The sequence below is a fragment of the Meishania litoralis genome (assembly GCF_042611095.1).
In the GTDB taxonomy this organism is placed as follows: domain Bacteria; phylum Bacteroidota; class Bacteroidia; order Flavobacteriales; family Flavobacteriaceae; genus Meishania; species Meishania litoralis.
In genome coordinates this window covers 42,795-57,892 of record NZ_JBHFPV010000001.1, presented here as the reverse complement: position 1 = coordinate 57,892, position 15,098 = coordinate 42,795, and the positions used below count along the sequence as shown (strand labels likewise).

Here is a 15,098-nt window from a genome sequence, read left to right as displayed (position 1 = left end):
TTTGACTGTGAGCATTGTTATTCATCGTAAAGTTCTCCCCTATGGGGTTTTAGTGCATCGCGTACTTTGGGCATTTGAGATTTGGGCACCACCATAAAAGCAAAGCTTTGCATTTCGTCAAGATGGGCGCATCCGGTTATTTTGGAGTCAAGTTTTTCGAGAACAATGTATTCCTTTAAATGTTTTTCGTGGTGTTCGGCGGTTCTTGCCGCCGCCGGACCCCTAAAGTCCCATATCAGTTTGATTTTTTCTTCTTGCAATGCTAATGATTAATTTATTGGTTCGTTACCGAGGTCCCCTTTTCGGCATAGGCCTTAAAATCCTGGGCATATATCCTCGATTGGTTTTTGAAGGATCCGGGCATTAAAAAACCTATTGCCTTCATAAAAAAACTTGAAAATCTAAATTCAGATTCCGAAATCCATATTGTGGACCTACCATCGATATCCTTAAAATAGTTCTTTTGAATATTGTGCACCCCCTTGGTATCATAGGTCACATGAAACTCGTAGGGCATATTTCGCTTTAAAATGGTTTCTATCAACACCATATCACGTTTGCCGAATTTATAGCGCAGTTCCATTTTAGAACCTTCATGTCCTGCGGTTCCTGAAAGTATTGTGTAACCTGTCAAACCTCGCTGCCAGTGCTTCATGTTTTCTGGGATGTCAAGAATTTTGACAAATTCATTTCGCGGTATGTCGATCTCGATTTCTGTAGTATATCTCATGATGCTACATTGTATTATCGTCCCACTAAATTAGTGAATAGAACTCATTTAAACTTTTTGTGTCGACAGAAGTTCGATGGGCTTTTGCCAATCGCTTTGTTGAAATATCACCTGGTTGGAATCCAAGAGGTTGCCTGATTTTGAAATATGAAATATAATTTATTGATTATAAGTTTTTTAAAAATAATAAGGATTATAAGATTAGCGATAATCAGTGGCTAAAATTGTGTTAATCATGGTATTTATTGCTTGTGCAAGCAGCCCGAATTACTATTTTTGCGAGATGTATCAGATGTATCTCAAATCTTTCCTGGTGATGGCCATTGTCATTGGCTTGACCTTGTTCACTTCCTGCAGTTATCTAAGGGAGGAAGAAAAGGGGCGTACCGCCATAGCAAGGGTCGGCGAGAACTATTTGTACGAAGAAGACTTGGCCCACGTATTGAATGGAGGATTGTCGAAAGAAGATAGTGCTTCATTCGTAACCAATTATATAAACAATTGGGCATCGAAAAGATTGCTGTTGAATAAGTCCAGGATTAATTTGCCTGAAGAAAAGTTGGCGGAATTTGACGCATTGGTAGAAAATTATAGGGCCGATCTTTACACAAGCGCGTATAAGGAAGCATTGGTGGCGCAGGGCAGCGATACGGCGATTACCAAAGCCCAATTGGAAAGTTTTTACGAAAAAGAAAAAGAGAACTTCAAGTTAAAGGAGAAGTTGGTGCAAATAAGGTTCATTGAACTTCCCAAGCAGTTTTTGAACAAAGAAACGGTCATTGAGAAACTGAAGAATTTTGATGAGGCCGATGTCGCCTATCTTGACTCGATAGGGGTACAGTTTAAAAAGTTGAACTTCAACGATTCTATTTGGATCAGGGCCTCGAGGGTAATCGATGAGATTCCGCCGTTGACTTTAGAAAATCAGGATAAGTACCTAAAAAAATCACAATTTTTTGAATTGGAGGATGCATTAGGGGTATATTTGGCCAAGATAACCGATGTACTGCAAACTAACGATATCGCTCCCTTGTCTTTCATAGAGCCTACGATAAAACAGGTTTTGATCAGCCGAAGAAAACTAGACTTTATTCGAAAACTTGAAACCGAGATCATTGATGAGGCAATTAAAAATAAAGAATTTGAAGTTTTTGATGATGAATAGAATATTTTATGTTTTAGCGGTTTTTATCGTGTCGGGCTCATTTTATGCCCAAGAAGTTGAAGAGGTTCCCGATACCCAGATCGAACCTCAGGAACCTGAGTTGATAGCTGACGCAGGCGTCCAGAAAGACACCGCTGGAAATTTCAAAAAAATAAAACTTGATGGTATTGCTGCCGTTGTGGGTGACCATGTAATCTTGGATTCGGATATTGAAAAAACGATTATCGACCTAAAAAGCCAAGGGGCATCCATGGAAGGTGTCAACCGCTGTAGCATGTTGGGCAAGCTGATGGAAGATCGGTTGTATGCGCATCAGGCGGTTCAAGACAGTCTTTTGGTTTCCGACGATGAGGTTGCGGCGACCACAGATCGGCAGATTCAAGGTTTTCTCCAGCAATTGGGATCCATGGAGAAACTGCTGAAGTTCTATAAAAAGGAAGACGAGGCCAGTTTGAGGGAGGACATCAACAAAATTATCAAGCTTCGTATGCTATCCGAAAAGATGCAACAGAGTATCGTCGAGGATATTGAGATTACCCCAGAGGAAGTCCGTCAATTCTTCAATAAGATACCCGAGGATGAGCGGCCGATCTTTGGTGCCGAGATGGAAATCTCGCAAATCGTGAAGCAACCTGTGGCTACCGCGGAGGAAAAACAAAAGGTAATCGATAAACTGAACGCCATCAAGCAGGATATCGAGGATAATGATGCCAGTTTTAGCGTCAAGGCCATATTGTATTCACAAGGACCGAGTAAATCGCAAGGCGGACTTTTGGGCAGCATTACCAAAGATTCCGGCTTTGATAAAACCTTTAAAGATGTGGTTTTCAGTACGCCTGAAGGTGCCGTTTCTGAACCTTTTGAGACCATGTTCGGTTTTCACATTCTATATGTGGAAAAGATAAGAGGTCAAGAGCGGGATGTCAGGCATATTATTTTACAACCCGAAGTTTCGCAAGAAGCCCTTGACGAGGCGAAAAAAGAACTCGATAGTATCCGTCAGGCCGTTCTTGACGGTAAGTTCACTTTTGCCGAGGCCGCGCTAAATTTTTCAGATGAAAAAGAAACGAAATTTGATGGCGGTCTCTTGAGAAATCCTACAAATTTTGATTCGCGGTTCGAATTGACCAAAATGGACCCGACGCTTTACAATCAGGTACGTAACCTAAAGGACAACGAAATCTCTTATCCCATTATGGAACAAGACCCTCGGGGAGGAGGTGTATCCTACAAGATATTGAAGATTACCAATCGGTATGAAGAGCATAAGGCCGATTTTGCCCAAGATTATATCAAGATCCAACAACTGGCAAAGACCGAAAAGCAGTACAAAGCCATTAGAAAGTGGATGGAAGAACATATTAGGGATACTTATGTGAGCGTTAGTGACGGTAACAAAGACTGTGATTTCGCCAATAACTGGGTTAAGGAATAATTGAATGTCTGACGTAGCAGCCATAAATAGCCTGGTTAAAAAGCATGCAGGCCTGAAGTCTGAGATCGCAAAGGTGATTGTTGGTCAAGAGGTTGTCATAGACCAAATATTACTCTCGATTTATACTGGGGGGCATTCTTTGTTGATAGGGGTTCCGGGGCTTGCCAAGACATTGATGGTGAATACCATTGCACAGACCTTGGGCCTTGATTTCAAACGGATTCAGTTCACCCCTGATCTTATGCCGAGTGATATTTTGGGCAGTGAGGTATTGGATCAAAACCGCAACTTCAAGTTTATAAAGGGCCCTGTTTTTGCGAACATTATATTGGCGGATGAGATCAATAGAACGCCTCCGAAGACGCAGGCCGCACTTTTGGAGGCCATGCAGGAAAGAGCTGTGACCATTGCCGGCCATCAATATAAGCTTGATCTTCCTTATTTTGTACTTGCCACACAGAACCCCATCGAACAAGAGGGTACCTATCCACTTCCTGAAGCGCAGTTAGATCGATTTATGTTCGCCATCGAGCTGAAATATCCTTCCATTGCAGAAGAGATACAAGTGGTAAAGTCGACCACTTCAGATGAAAAAGTGACCGTAAATGCACTTTTTAGTGCAGAAGAGATACTTGAAGTCCAACATTTGATCAGGCGGATTCCCGTTCCTGAAAATGTTGTCGAATATGCTGTGAAATTGGTCAATAGAACCAGACCTTTGCTTGAAACGGCCAATGATTTTGTAAGGCAGTACATTGAGTGGGGGGCAGGTCCAAGGGCTTCCCAAAACCTAATATTGGGTGCAAAGGCCCATGCCGCCATAAATGGAAAATTCTCACCTGATATCGAAGATGTGCAAGCCGTGGCCATGGGAATCCTAAGGCATCGCATCATCAAGAACTACAAGGCCGAAGCCGAAGGTATTTCCGAAGAGGATATCATTGGCAAACTCCTTTGACTTAATTGAACTTAGTACATTTTTTTGCCGAATTAAACATTAATCGGTCAAAAATGGCTACACATTTGTCAATTTGTCAAATCGTGACCAATCATTTGACGAAAATTTTATTTGCCCCCAGTATTTTCTTAATTTCGTTGAATTGAACCCATCTTTGGGTTTGTAACTCAAAACCTAAAAATTTAGAATATATGGCATTTGATATTGACATGATTAAAGGTGTTTATGCCACAATGGGAGAAAGGGTGGACAAAGCCCGTGAAATTGTGGGCAAGCCCCTTACGTTGGCTGAGAAAATATTGTATTCCCATTTATGGGACGGTTCGCCTACCAAGGCATTTGTTAGGGGTAAGGATTATGTCGATTTCGCACCGGATCGTATTGCTTGTCAAGATGCGACGGCACAAATGGCGTTATTACAGTTTATGCAGGCCGGAAAGAAAAAAGTGGCCGTTCCCACAACGGTACATTGCGATCACCTGATACAGGCCAAAAGTGGTGCGGCCGCTGATTTGAAAAGTGCCAATAGTACGAGTGCCGAAGTGTTCAATTTTCTGGAATCCGTTTCCAATAAATACGGTATCGGTTTTTGGAAACCTGGGGCCGGCATCATACACCAAGTTGTTTTGGAAAACTATGCCTTTCCGGGGGGAATGATGATAGGCACCGATTCACATACGGTTAATGCAGGAGGCCTGGGAATGGTGGCCATTGGTGTCGGTGGTGCCGATGCGGTCGATGTAATGGCGGGTATGGCCTGGGAACTTAAATTCCCGAAATTGATAGGGGTTAAATTGACCGGGAAGATTTCTGGATGGACTTCTGCCAAAGATGTCATTCTAAAAGTCGCTGGTATCTTGACCGTAAAGGGAGGTACTGGTGCCATTGTCGAATATTTTGGGGAAGGTGCCAAAAACCTTTCATGTACCGGTAAAGGTACTATCTGCAATATGGGAGCCGAGATAGGCGCTACTACCTCGACTTTTGGCTATGATGACTCTATGGAACGTTATCTAAGGGCGACCGATAGAGGTGATATTGCCGATGCGGCGAACGAAATACGGGAACATTTGACGGCAGATGACGAGGTATACGCCAATCCTGAGAAATATTTTGACGAACTTATAGAAATAAACCTGAGCGAATTGCGGCCTCATTTGAACGGACCGTTTACGCCGGACTTGGCCACGCCGGTCGGTGAGTTGGGACCTAAGGCGAAAGAGCATGGCTGGCCTATAAATGTTGATTGGGGGTTAATTGGTTCGTGTACCAATTCGTCATATGAAGATTTGACGCGTGCCGCTTCGATTGCCAAACAGGCGGTCACCAAAAAAATAAGTCCGAAATCGGATTTTGGAATCAATCCTGGGTCCGAGCAAATCAGATATACGGCCGAGCGTGATGGATTGCTTCAGATTTTTGAAGATTTGGGAGCTACCATTTTTACGAATGCATGTGGCCCATGTATCGGCCAATGGGATCGGAGCGATTTGAAAGGTGAAGAAAAAAACACGATCGTACACTCCTTTAATCGAAATTTTTCCAAAAGGGCAGATGGAAACCCAAATACCCATGCTTTTGTGGGTTCGCCTGAGATGGTGGCAGCGATAGCAATATCCGGACGTTTGGATTTTGACCCGATGAACGATTCATTGATTAACGATGAAGGTCAAGAAGTAAAGTTGGACGAACCGATGGGCATCGAACTTCCTCCCAACGGTTTCGATGTCGAGGATGCGGGTTATTTGGAGCCTAAGGCCGATGGAAGTGGGGTAGAGGTCATTGTGAACCCTGATTCAGAGCGACTACAGCTTTTGGAACCTTTTTTACCGATTACCAACGAGCAACTTCAAGGTATGAAATTGCTGATCAAGGCTTTTGGTAAATGTACGACCGACCATATTTCGATGGCTGGGCCGTGGCTGCGTTTCAGAGGACATTTGGATAATATAGCCAACAACACCTTGATTGGTGCCGTAAACGCCTATAACAAAAAGACCAACTTTGTTAAGAATCAATTATCGGGTGAATATGGGGGAGTTCCTGATACGCAACGGGCCTATAAAGCCGCGGGTATCAAGTCTATTGTGGTAGGGGATCATAATTACGGTGAAGGTTCTTCACGTGAACATGCCGCCATGCAGCCCAGGCATCTTGGTGTGGCCGCTGTATTGGTAAAGTCTTTTGCACGTATTCACGAGACCAATCTGAAAAAACAGGGCATGTTGGCCCTTACTTTTGTGAATGAGCAAGATTATGACTTGATTCAAGAAGACGACACCTTCAATTTTGTCGATATAGCCGATTTTGCACCTGGAAAACCGTTGACCATTGAAGTAGTACATTCAGATGGAAGTAAAGACAACATTAAGGTAAATCATACCTATAACGACTCGCAGATCGGTTGGTTTAGGGAAGGTTCGGCCTTGAACGTTATCAAAAGGGAAAACGCTGTTTGATAATGATCGAAAATAATTTTGAGAAACTCCCGATGATGATCGGGAGTTTTTTAGTTTTGAAGAAACCCCGCTTATGAAGATCAAAGGAAAGACGATTTTAAACGTTCTGTTGATCGGTTTGGTACTTTCTTTTTTTGTAACCCCTTTAGGGGACTTTAGCAAAGAACTATTGAACAAATGGTTTGCGACCACTCCAACTATAATTTCGGAAGAGAATCAAGGGAAAATTTCGACCTATGATTGGAAACTGAAAGACGCTGAATGGAATTTTTTCAATTTTGAGAAATCTAAAGGCAAGGTAATCTTCGTCAACTTTTGGGCATCTTGGAACCTGCCGTCGAGAGCTCAAATGGATGATATACAAGATTTGTTTGTACGTTACAAAGATCAAATTGATTTCTATGTCATAACCAACGAAGAGCGTGAGCTACCGGAAGAATTCATTGCCAGAAAGAAATATACCTTTCCGATTACCTATCAAATTGTGGGAGAGCCGAGCCCGATAAAACTGTTGAAACCTCCTGGGTCTTATATCCTTGATAAGCAGGGCAATATCGTGGTACACCAGACTGCGATTTCCGACTGGGACAATAAGAAGGTTTATGATCTGCTCGAAAGACTGATTCAAGAATAGTATTCGATTTATCGGAAATACAAAAGGTCGTCTTAACAGACGACCTTATTTTGTGCGCACGAGAAGACTCGAACTTCCACGGCCTAATGGCCACCAGCCCCTCAAGCTGGCGCGTCTACCAGTTCCGCCACGTGCGCCTTTTTAAGAAGAGATGGCAAATATAAGACCCTTTTTGAATTTAATCTAAAGAATTCGACCCCGATAGCAATCGGGGCGTGTCGAGCGTGCTTGCCGGTAAGGTAATGTTTCCGATTCCACCTCTCATTTGGAGAGGTCGGAACTACTTTAGCCTAAAATACAGTATTTTGGTTTATGGCCTTTAGGTCAAAATAAAACCAGTAATGACCCCTAGTGGTTTGTCTAGAGGATAGCCGCCTGCCACAAGGCAGGGTTGCATTCAAGAAATTCTTCAACTTACAAATTGAAATATTCCTTGGCGTTGTTGTAGCAAATGTCTTGAACGAGCTTTCCTATCCATTGCATTTCATTGGGTAGTTCTCCTTTTTCGATTTCCATACCGAAAAGATTGCACAGAATCCTACGGAAATATTCGTGTCGAGGAAAGGAAAGGAAACTTCTCGAATCGGTCAACATTCCTACAAAACAACTCAAAAGACCCATATTGGAGAGCACGTTCAATTGATCGGTCATACCGTCTTTTTGGTCCAAAAACCACCATCCGGACCCCCATTGTACTTTACCTTTGATACTTCCGTCATTGAAGTTGCCGGTCATAGTGGCCATAACTTCATTATAAGTCGGGTTGACATTGTAGAGTATGGTTTTGGTCAATTTATCATTGGTGTCCAATGTATCCAAAAATTTAGCCAAACTTTGTGCCTGTTGATAGTCGCCAATTGAATCCCAACCGGTATCGGGACCTAAAATACGGTGCATTCTACGGTTTGTGTTCCTGAGCGCACCTAAGTGGAATTGTTGTACCCATCCCATTTCATGATAGGTTTCTGAAAGAAATAAGAGTAGGGCACTTTGAAACTTTGATGCCTGTTCTTTCGCGACGCTTTTCCCATTTCTTCTTTGTTCAAAAATGGATTCGATCTCAGTTTCGGTAAAGTCATCGGCACAAAGATTTTCAAGTCCATGGTCGCTCAAACGACATCCATTTTCATGAAAGAATTGTATTCTTTGGCGAAGTGTCGTTTTTAGATCTTCATAGGTAGTTATGGTCGTATTGGCCACCGACTCTAGTTTGTTCAAATAATCGTTATAAGCTTCGCTTTCGATAAAAATGGCCTTATCGGGGCGAAATGCAGTGCTGACCTTGGTCTTGAAACTGCTTTTCGAAAGTCTTTGGTGATGCTCCAACGAGTCGGTAGGGTCTTCGGTGGTACACATTACTTCGACGTTCATTTTCGAAATCAAGCTCTGACTGCTGTAAACATCGGTGCTTAGTTTTTCAGTGGTAATCGCATAAACCTCATCGGCGTTAGATGGGGTCAGAAGGTCATTTATTCCAAAATAACGGCAAAGTTCCAAGTGGGTCCAATGATACAGCGGATTTCTCATTGAATAGGGCACGGTATATGCCCATTTTTGGAACTTCTCCCTATCGGAGGCATTACCGGTAATAAAATTTTCATCGATACCTAAGGTGCGCATGGCGCGCCATTTGTAATGGTCGCCGTCGATCCAGATCTTTGTGATGTTCGCAAAGATTCTGTTATCGGCCAAATCCTTGGGAGAAAGGTGATTATGATAATCGATAATTGGCATTTTACACGCGAAATCGTGATAGAGTTCTTCCGAGTATCTATTTTCTAATAAAAAATTAGAGTGTATCAAGTTGGTTTGGTTTAGTTGTTAAAATTAAAAAATGCATTGATATCCTTGGCATTGATTGAACTGGAAAGTTCAACTTTTCCGAAAGGATCAAATTAAGGGTCGAATCTGACACTTGGGCAAACTTTTTAAGAAATATGCTCTAAAGGCTCATAAGTTAAAAATATTTTTTACATTCGTTAACGTTAACGGAAAAATATTTTAATATATGAATTCACCATTGCCCCCCAAGTCAAGTTCATTGATATGCAAATTTTCGAGGTTAGTGCCAAAAGAGGTAATTCTACTGGTGTTTTTTGCCATTTTTATAGGCCACTCGACCAAGGCCCAGGACAATTGGGAAATGTTGTTCAACGGCAATGACCTGAAAAATTTTGAACAGCTTAACGGCAACGCCAAATACGAGGTAAGGAATAAGGAGTTGATCGGGGTATCAAAGATGGACACACCGAATAGTTTTATGGCGACCAAAAAGAAATATGGTGATTTCATTCTTGAATTCGATGTTTTTGTTGAAAACGGATTGAATTCCGGGGTCCAGTTTCGTAGTATTAGCGATCCCGATATCATGAACGGAAGGGTACATGGGTATCAATGTGAGATTGAGACCAGTGCCCGTAAGTGGGCGGGCGGAGTTTACGACGAGGCTAGAAATGGTTGGCTTTATCCGTTGACGCGCAACCCTAAGGGACAAAATGCCTTTGTGCCGGGCGAATGGAACCATTACCGAATCGAGGCCATTGGCAACCATATACGTACTTGGGTCAATGATGTGCAGTGTGCCAATTTGGTCGATGATACAACCGCTGAAGGTATTATCGCATTTCAGGTACATGCCATTCAAGACAAAGAACATGAAGGGAAAATCGTTAAATGGAAAAATATAAAAATCAAAACGGATAATTTAGAGAACTCGCGAAAACCACTCGATAACGATGTGCCCGAAATCAGCTATTTAACAAACCAGTTGACCCCGAGTGAGAGGAGAAAAGGTTGGCGATTGTTGTGGGACGGAAAAACAACAAATGGATGGCGTGGGGCGAAACTAGACAAGTTTCCCGAGTATGGTTGGGAGATTGCCGACGGAGTACTCAGTGTTTTGTCCTCAGGTGGCGAGGAATCTCGAAACGGTGGCGACATCGTTACCAACGATACCTTCAGTGATTTTGAACTTAGTGTCGATTTTAAGATTACCGAAGGGGCCAATAGCGGCATAAAATATTTTGTCGATTCTGAATTGAACAAAGGAGAGGGCTCGGCAATTGGATTGGAGTTCCAAGTTTTGGACGACAAGGCACATCCCGATGCCAAAATGGGAAAAAATGGCAACCGTACTGTTGGGTCATTATATGACCTTATTAGAGCCGAGAACAATAATAATTCCAGAGGGAAAAACTTTAAAGGGGTCGGGCAATGGAACAACGCCCGAATTGTGGTCAAAGGAGGACATGTCGAACATTGGCTGAATCAGGTCAAGGTCGTCGAGTACGACCGTTTCAGCCAAGCTTTCAAGGCCTTGGTAGAGAAAAGCAAGTATGAGAAATGGGAGAATTTTGGACGCATTCCAGAAGGGCTGATACTGCTGCAGGATCATGGCGACAAGGTTTCCTTTAAAAATATCAAGGTACGCGAATTCTAAATAATAGTTTAAATCATCGAACATGGACAATAAGAGAAGAGATTTTATCAAAAAAACAGCCCTGGCTTCAAGCGGAGTTGTTTTGGGCGCCAATGCAATGAGTGCCAAGAGTTATAAAAAAATATTGGGCGCTAACGATCGTGTCCGAGTAGGTATTGCAGGTTTTTCAAATAGGGCAAAGGGCGCGTTGATCCCTGCCTTTAATATGCACAGCAAGGCCCAAAACTTTGAGTTCACCGGGGTCTCCGATATTTGGAACAGAAGAAGGGACGAAGGTGTGGCCTACGTTAAGGAATTGACGGGTCAAACCATTGCCAAATGGCGCAATCATGAAGAAATGTACGATAAAAACGAGATTGATGCCGTAATAATATCAACGGCCGACTTTCAACATGCCCTGCATACCGTACAGGCCGCGAATGCAAAAAAAGATGTGTATTGTGAGAAACCTTTTGCCGAGACCATGGCCGATGCCCGCGTTGGATTGGAGGCCGTCAAAGAATCGGGTATCGTATTCCAGATCGGTTCGCAAAGAAGAAGCGGGGCCAACTATCATGCCGCCAACGATTTCATCAAGTCGGGCAAGTTTGGCGATATCGTAATGGTCGAAATGACCTGGAACGTCAATCAACCTGGTCGGTGGCGTTTACCCAAGCTGACAAGTGAAATAAAAGAGTCAGATACCGATTGGAAACGCTATCAAATGAACCGCCCACCAGCGGCGTGGGATCCTAGAAAATATTTGGAATACAGATTGTTCTGGCCTTACTCTTCGGGGATTCCGGGCCAATGGATGTCGCACCAGATCGATACGGTGCACTGGTTTTCGGGTTTGGCGCATCCGCGAAGTGTAGCTGCAAATGGTGGAATCTATTTGTGGAAAGACGGTCGCAAGAACTTTGATACCATGTCGGCCGTATTCGATTATGGTCCGGCAGATGACCTAGATTCGGGCTTCCAGGTAACCTATTCGTCAAGGTTTACGAATTCGGCGGGAGGCACTAAAGAAATCTATTATTCCAATGCAGGTGAATTGAACCTAGATACGAATAAGGTAAGCGACAATGGCGGCCTTTCGGAGCGTCATGCAAGTGCAATGGGAATGGAAGCGAACAAACTAAAGGGTTTTGACCTATCTGAAAATGCGCCAAAAGTGGTTACTTCAGCCGATACGGGTGCAGACAATATGACCTCGTTGCATATGTTGAATTGGATGGAGTGCGTTCGTAGCAGGGAAAAAACAAATGGACCGGTAGAAGCGGGTTATAACCATTCCATTGCCAATATCATGACCACGGCCGCACTGAGAACAGGTCTAAAGGCCACTTTCGACGAAGCATCGCAAGATGTACTGGCCGGAGGCAAGGTATTTCAATACTAAGAACTAAAATCTATGACTTTCTATAAGATATACCGGTATACGATACTGGCGGTTTTGCTGCTGGGATGTAAGGAGATTAAAAAGGACGCCGAAGTTGAGAACGGTACACTTGACGAGGCAGCTATACCTCAAGTGGAATTTGTAGAAAACGCAGATGAACAAAGGATGGCCATATATCTCAATGGTAAATTGTTTACCAATTATATTTATGATGGCCAGACCCCAAAACCCATTTTATATCCGATTCTGACCAAAAGTGGAAAAACATTGACCAGAGGATTTCCTTACGAACCGAGGCCAAATGAAAGAGTTGATCATCCCCATCATGCCGGACTTTGGTTGAATTATGGCGATGTAAATGGATTGGATTTTTGGAACAATTCTTATGCCATTCCCGATTCGGAAAAACATAAATACGGAAGCATTTTCCATCAAGGGATTTTAGAAAGCGATGCAGACAAGGGTATTTTGAAAATACGTGCGATTTGGCGTTCGCCGGATAATGTTGATTTGTTGGAGGAGATAACCGAGTTCAGATTTTCAGAAGAAGAAAACACGAGAACCATCGATCGTTCGACGACCCTGAAAGCATTGCAAGATGTCTCCTTTAAGGATAATAAAGAAGGAATGATCGGTATTCGCGTTGCCCGTGAAATGGAATTGCCCTCTGATGAGCCGGCAATCTATACCGATGCCGAAGGAAACATTACAGAGGTAAAGGCCCTGAACAATGAGGGTATAAATGGAAATTACCATGGCAGTGGAGGCCTGACGGGCAACGATGTTTGGGGAACGCGAAATAATTGGGTCAAATTGGAAAGTACTATCGATGGCGAAACGGTTTCGATCACGATAATGGACCATAAAGACAATGTAGGATATCCAACATATTGGCATGCCCGAGGTTATGGCCTTTTTGCGGCGAATCCTTTGGGTCAGGCGGTGTTTTCAGAAGGAAAGGAAACCTTGGATTTCAAACTGAAAAAAGGCGGATCAACGACCTTCAACTATCGTATTTTGGTACATAACGGTTCAGAACTTTCAAAAAACATTTTAGATCACCACTTCACGGATTTTAACGTGCAGTAGCTTTTATACAATAAGATTGATCGGTATGAGATATATTTTTTCCTTGATTTTCAGCTTTGCCTTGACATTTACAGTATGTGGTCAGAATAGCGATGCGAAAAAGACAGTCCTCTTCAATGGAGAAGATCTAGAACATTGGCAAATACCCGAAGACAATGTATGGTGGACCATTGAAGAAGGGAGTTTATGGGCGAAAAGCGACCCCGAACAAAAAGGTTCGAATTTGTGGACAAAGAAGGAATACAGCGATTTTGTTGTACAATTGGATTTTAAATTTGGAAAAGGCACGGTCGATTCGGGAATTTTTATGCGTGGTGAGAGCGAGAAAAACGCACAGATCCAAATCGGAATCTCGGGGTCGTTAAAAAGAGATATGACCGCATCGCCCTATATCCCCAAAATGGGATATCCGGTAGAGGCAGAGCAAATAAAGGAACTTTTGCGTATGGACGATTGGAACACCATAAAGGCGGAAGCCGTCGGCAACGCATATAAAGTTTGGCTCAACGGACAAAAAGTAATGGAGTATGTACTTGAGGGTGCTGATTTGAAGGGCCCTATCGGGCTTCAACTTCACCCAGGGCGTGACATGACCATTCAATTCAGGAATATCTCCGTTACCGAACTAGATTGATTCTGGGGTCATTTTTTCTTGCATGAGAAAGGTTGTACTTTAGTATTTCATATGACTGAATAATTTTTCAGCTAGTTTATGGGAATCAAAAGAATAGCAAGACTTGCAAACGTGTCGATCGGTACGGTAGATCGCGTACTTCACAATAGAACCGGTGTATCAAAGGAAACCGAAAAAAAAGTCCGAAAGGTCATCAAAGAGATAGGGTATACCAAGAATACTACCGCAAGCCGATTGAAACTGGCTTCGGTCAAGAAAATAAAGTTTGCCGTACTTATACCCGAGACCAAGAACAAATGGAGCTATTGGAAACTTCCTAAAAAGGGAATTGGCAGGGCGGTGAAAGAATTGATGGAGTTGGGCGTGGAAGTTGATTATTTCGAGTTTTTGGATTCTTCAACTTATAAGGGACTTATGGATGAGATCTTTTTGAAAGATTATGATGCTATTGTTACGGTCGCTTTTTTTGAAAATGAGAGTAACGAGTTATTGGATCGGGCAAATAAGAAAGATATCCCTGTTGTTTTCATTGATACTGAAATAGAACTTGAAATGCCTGCCAATTTTGTGCGACAAGACTCTTATAAGGCTGGTCGAGTCGCGGGAAGATTGCTTAACGGCCTAGTGGGCGATAAGGGCTGCTATTTTGTCGTAAATATGCTAAATGATCGTGGTATACATGCCAATAACGTTCAAAGGGAGCGTGGTTTTAGAAAATTCTTTGAAGATTCTGGTCAAGATGTGCAAATTCGAACGATCAATTATTCCTTGAGTGGAGAGTTCGTGGTTACAAAGGAAATGGAAACCTGGTTCGCTACCGACGACCGCAAAGGCATATTCGTTACTAACTCCAAGTCACATTTGTTACCACGAATACTTGAAGAATACCAAGTGAAGAATACCTTCATAGTGGGTTTTGACCTGAACAAGCAGAACTTAAAGCATCTCGAAAACGGTAAAATCGATTTTCTTATCAACCAACAACCACGGTATCAGGGTTATGTCGCTATAAAAAACCTATTCAATTATTTGACCAAGCAGGATGGGTCTGAACTAAATTTAGATATTCCTGTAGAAATAATGGTCAAGGAAAATATTCCCTTTGGCCCGAAAGTTTTTGCCAAAATGATTTGAAAGGCGCGCATAAAAAACCCCCCACGTAAGAATACAATGG

At 42.7% G+C, this 15,098-nt stretch carries 13 protein-coding genes and 1 tRNA gene; 10 read left to right on the top strand and 4 right to left on the bottom strand.

Annotated elements, in window-relative coordinates; genetic code table 11:
• Positions 1-17: 17 nt before the first annotated feature.
• Both ACEZ3G_RS00290 and ACEZ3G_RS00285 read right to left on the bottom strand, forming a co-directional pair.
• The gene (locus tag ACEZ3G_RS00290; protein ID WP_432423480.1) at positions 18-260 is read right to left on the bottom strand and encodes a hypothetical protein; all 243 of its coding nucleotides are present in this window, start codon (positions 258-260) and stop codon (positions 18-20) included.
• Between the two features lie 14 nt (positions 261-274).
• Positions 275-730: an SRPBCC family protein gene (locus tag ACEZ3G_RS00285; RefSeq protein WP_432423479.1), complete on the bottom strand. Its 456-nt coding sequence runs from the start codon at positions 728-730 to the stop codon at positions 275-277.
• A gap of 292 nt (positions 731-1,022) precedes the next feature.
• Between ACEZ3G_RS00285 and ACEZ3G_RS00280 the strand changes: the two genes are divergently transcribed.
• The 5 genes from ACEZ3G_RS00280 (at position 1,023) to ACEZ3G_RS00260 (ending at position 7,381) form a co-directional block, all read left to right on the top strand.
• Positions 1,023-1,895 (top strand): peptidyl-prolyl cis-trans isomerase, encoded by an 873-nt coding sequence (locus tag ACEZ3G_RS00280; protein ID WP_432423478.1) that lies wholly within the window; start codon positions 1,023-1,025, stop codon positions 1,893-1,895.
• Positions 1,888-3,330 (top strand): peptidylprolyl isomerase, encoded by a 1,443-nt coding sequence (locus tag ACEZ3G_RS00275; RefSeq protein ID WP_432425124.1) that lies wholly within the window; start codon positions 1,888-1,890, stop codon positions 3,328-3,330. The genes ACEZ3G_RS00280 and ACEZ3G_RS00275 overlap by 8 nt, the downstream gene beginning before the upstream one ends.
• A 4-nt stretch (positions 3,331-3,334) precedes the next feature.
• Entirely contained in the window at positions 3,335-4,288 is a 954-nt protein-coding gene (locus ACEZ3G_RS00270; protein WP_432423477.1) for an AAA family ATPase, read from the top strand.
• Between the two features lie 191 nt (positions 4,289-4,479).
• Positions 4,480-6,747 (top strand): aconitate hydratase, encoded by a 2,268-nt coding sequence (locus ACEZ3G_RS00265; RefSeq protein ID WP_432423476.1) that lies wholly within the window; start codon positions 4,480-4,482, stop codon positions 6,745-6,747.
• A 73-nt stretch (positions 6,748-6,820) separates the two neighbouring features.
• Positions 6,821-7,381 (top strand): TlpA family protein disulfide reductase, encoded by a 561-nt coding sequence (locus ACEZ3G_RS00260; protein WP_432423475.1) that lies wholly within the window; start codon positions 6,821-6,823, stop codon positions 7,379-7,381.
• Between the two features lie 53 nt (positions 7,382-7,434).
• On the opposite strand, the gene ACEZ3G_RS00255 is transcribed toward ACEZ3G_RS00260, so the two are convergent.
• A tRNA-Leu gene (locus ACEZ3G_RS00255) sits at positions 7,435-7,518 on the bottom strand.
• 277 nt (positions 7,519-7,795) lie between these two features.
• Positions 7,796-9,184 (bottom strand): glucuronate isomerase, encoded by a 1,389-nt coding sequence (uxaC, locus tag ACEZ3G_RS00250; protein ID WP_432423474.1) that lies wholly within the window; start codon positions 9,182-9,184, stop codon positions 7,796-7,798.
• A 262-nt stretch (positions 9,185-9,446) separates the two neighbouring features.
• Here uxaC and ACEZ3G_RS00245 point away from each other — a divergent pair, with 262 nt between their 5' ends.
• The 5 genes from ACEZ3G_RS00245 (at position 9,447) to ACEZ3G_RS00225 (ending at position 15,058) form a co-directional block, all read left to right on the top strand.
• The gene (locus ACEZ3G_RS00245) at positions 9,447-10,820 is read left to right on the top strand and encodes a 3-keto-disaccharide hydrolase (protein WP_432423473.1); all 1,374 of its coding nucleotides are present in this window, start codon (positions 9,447-9,449) and stop codon (positions 10,818-10,820) included.
• A gap of 22 nt (positions 10,821-10,842) precedes the next feature.
• Complete coding sequence (locus tag ACEZ3G_RS00240; protein ID WP_432423472.1) at positions 10,843-12,201, top strand: Gfo/Idh/MocA family protein; 1,359 nt, start codon at positions 10,843-10,845, stop codon at positions 12,199-12,201.
• Positions 12,202-12,213: 12 nt separating this feature from the next.
• Positions 12,214-13,290: a DUF6807 domain-containing protein gene (locus ACEZ3G_RS00235; RefSeq protein ID WP_432423471.1), complete on the top strand. Its 1,077-nt coding sequence runs from the start codon at positions 12,214-12,216 to the stop codon at positions 13,288-13,290.
• Positions 13,291-13,315: 25 nt separating this feature from the next.
• Positions 13,316-13,924: a 3-keto-disaccharide hydrolase gene (locus tag ACEZ3G_RS00230; RefSeq protein ID WP_432423470.1), complete on the top strand. Its 609-nt coding sequence runs from the start codon at positions 13,316-13,318 to the stop codon at positions 13,922-13,924.
• A gap of 78 nt (positions 13,925-14,002) precedes the next feature.
• Positions 14,003-15,058: a substrate-binding domain-containing protein gene (locus tag ACEZ3G_RS00225; RefSeq protein WP_432423469.1), complete on the top strand. Its 1,056-nt coding sequence runs from the start codon at positions 14,003-14,005 to the stop codon at positions 15,056-15,058.
• The last annotated feature ends 40 nt before the right edge of the window (positions 15,059-15,098 follow it).

What these genes read in the sequence shown, in the direction of transcription:
- ACEZ3G_RS00280 (WP_432423478.1), top strand. Translation starts at nt 1,023, where the DNA reads ATGTATCTCAAATCTTTCCTGGTGATGGCCATTGTCATTGGCTTGACC.
- ACEZ3G_RS00235 (WP_432423471.1), top strand. Translation starts at nt 12,214, where the DNA reads ATGACTTTCTATAAGATATACCGGTATACGATACTGGCGGTTTTGCTG.
- ACEZ3G_RS00230 (WP_432423470.1), top strand. Translation starts at nt 13,316, where the DNA reads ATGAGATATATTTTTTCCTTGATTTTCAGCTTTGCCTTGACATTTACA.
- ACEZ3G_RS00225 (WP_432423469.1), top strand. Translation starts at nt 14,003, where the DNA reads ATGGGAATCAAAAGAATAGCAAGACTTGCAAACGTGTCGATCGGTACG.
- ACEZ3G_RS00260 (WP_432423475.1), top strand. Translation starts at nt 6,821, where the DNA reads ATGAAGATCAAAGGAAAGACGATTTTAAACGTTCTGTTGATCGGTTTG.
- ACEZ3G_RS00270 (WP_432423477.1), top strand. Translation starts at nt 3,335, where the DNA reads ATGTCTGACGTAGCAGCCATAAATAGCCTGGTTAAAAAGCATGCAGGC.
- ACEZ3G_RS00275 (WP_432425124.1), top strand. Translation starts at nt 1,888, where the DNA reads ATGAATAGAATATTTTATGTTTTAGCGGTTTTTATCGTGTCGGGCTCA.
- ACEZ3G_RS00265 (WP_432423476.1), top strand. Translation starts at nt 4,480, where the DNA reads ATGGCATTTGATATTGACATGATTAAAGGTGTTTATGCCACAATGGGA.
- ACEZ3G_RS00285 (WP_432423479.1), bottom strand. Translation starts at nt 730, where the DNA reads ATGAGATATACTACAGAAATCGAGATCGACATACCGCGAAATGAATTT.
- ACEZ3G_RS00240 (WP_432423472.1), top strand. Translation starts at nt 10,843, where the DNA reads ATGGACAATAAGAGAAGAGATTTTATCAAAAAAACAGCCCTGGCTTCA.